This window comes from Streptomyces sp. NPDC055078 (assembly GCF_053607985.1).
In genome coordinates this window covers 1-1,664 of record NZ_JBSGUP010001060.1, presented here as the reverse complement: position 1 = coordinate 1,664, position 1,664 = coordinate 1, and the positions used below count along the sequence as shown (strand labels likewise).

Genomic DNA, 1,664 nt, shown 5'->3' with positions numbered 1-1,664 from the left:
GGCCCGGGGCGTCCGGGCATCCGGCCGTCCGGGGCGTCCGGGTCCAGGAGCAGTCCGGCGGCAGTGTCGGAATCCGGACACCGTCCAAATGTTGCCGACGACGTGTCGGCGGAGTTGACTGGGGAACACGGCGAAGCGAAGACCCTCACCGACGATGGACGGGAGGACGCTCGTGACCGAGTCATCCCCCAAGGCTCCGTACACGACCAACAACGCCGGGATCCCGGTGGAGAGCGACGAGCACTCGCTCACCGTCAGTCCCGACGGCCCGATTCTGCTCCAGGACCACTATCTGATCGAGAAGATGGCCCAGTTCAACCGGGAACGGGTCCCCGAGCGGGTGGTGCATGCCAAGGGGTCGGGCGCGTACGGCTTCTTCGAAGTGACCAATGACGTCAGCCAGTTCACCAAGGCGGATCTGTTCCAGCCGGGCAAGCGCACCGAGATGCTGGCCCGGTTCTCGACGGTCGCCGGTGAGCTGGGCTCCCCCGACACCTGGCGGGACCCGCGTGGGTTCGCGCTGAAGTTCTACACCGAGCTGGGCAACTACGACATGGTCGGCAACAACACGCCGGTCTTCTTCGTCCGCGACCCGCAGAAGTTCCAGGACTTCATCCGCTCCCAGAAGCGCCACCCGGCCACCGGGCTGCGCAACAACGAGATGCAGTGGGACTTCTGGACCCTCTCCCCCGAGTCCGCGCACATGGTCACCTGGCTGATGGGCGACCGGGGCATCCCGAGGTCGTACCGGTTCATGAACGGCTACAGCTCGCACACCTATATGTGGGTGAATCGCGGCGGCGAGCGGTACTGGGTGAAGTACCACTTCAAGACGGATCAGGGCGTGGACTTCCTCACCCAGGCGGAGGCCGATGAGCTGGCCGGGCAGGACGCGGACCGGCACCGCCGTGATCTGTACGAGTCCATCGAGTCCGGGAACGCGCCGACCTGGAGCCTCAAGGTCCAGATCATGCCGTTCGACGACGCGCCGGACTACCGCTTCAACCCGTTCGATCTGACCAAGGTGTGGCCGCACGGCGACTACCCGCTGATCGACGTCGGGCGGATGACGCTCGACCGGAACCCGGAGGACTACTTCGTCCATATCGAGCAGGCCGCCTTCGAGCCGTCGAATCTGGTGCCGGGCATCGGTCCCTCACCCGACAAGATGCTGCTCGGCCGGCTGTTCTCGTACCCGGACACCCATCGGTACCGGATCGGCCCGAACTACGCCCAGCTGCCGCCCAACCGGCCGCACTCGGCGGTGAACTCGTACGCCAAGGACGGCCCGATGCGCTATGTCCCGGCGAACACCTCGGCGACGTACGCACCGAACTCCTTCGGTGGTCCCGCGGCCGATGTGGGGCGCTTCGGCGACCCGGCGGGGTGGGCCAGCGCGGGCGAGATGGTCCGGGAGGCGTACAAACTGCACGCCGAGGACGACGACTGGGGCCAGGCGGGCACCCAGGTCCGCCAGGTGCTGGACGACGCGGCCCGGGACCGGCTGGTGTCCAATGTCGCCGGGCATCTGAAGCAGGGCGTGTCCAGGCCCGTACTGGACCGTGCGTTCCAGTACTGGCGCAATGTCGACAAGAAGATCGGCGACCGGATCGCCACCAAGGTGAACGGAAGCTGAGGTCTGACGTACGGCTGCGCCCCACGGG

General features: G+C 66.9%; 1 protein-coding gene. It reads left to right on the top strand.

What is annotated here, in order from left to right; translation table 11 throughout:
• Positions 1–172 precede the first annotated feature (172 nt).
• Positions 173–1,636 (top strand): catalase, encoded by a 1,464-nt coding sequence (locus tag ACWF94_RS40115; protein WP_453500176.1) that lies wholly within the window; start codon positions 173–175, stop codon positions 1,634–1,636.
• The last annotated feature ends 28 nt before the right edge of the window (positions 1,637–1,664 follow it).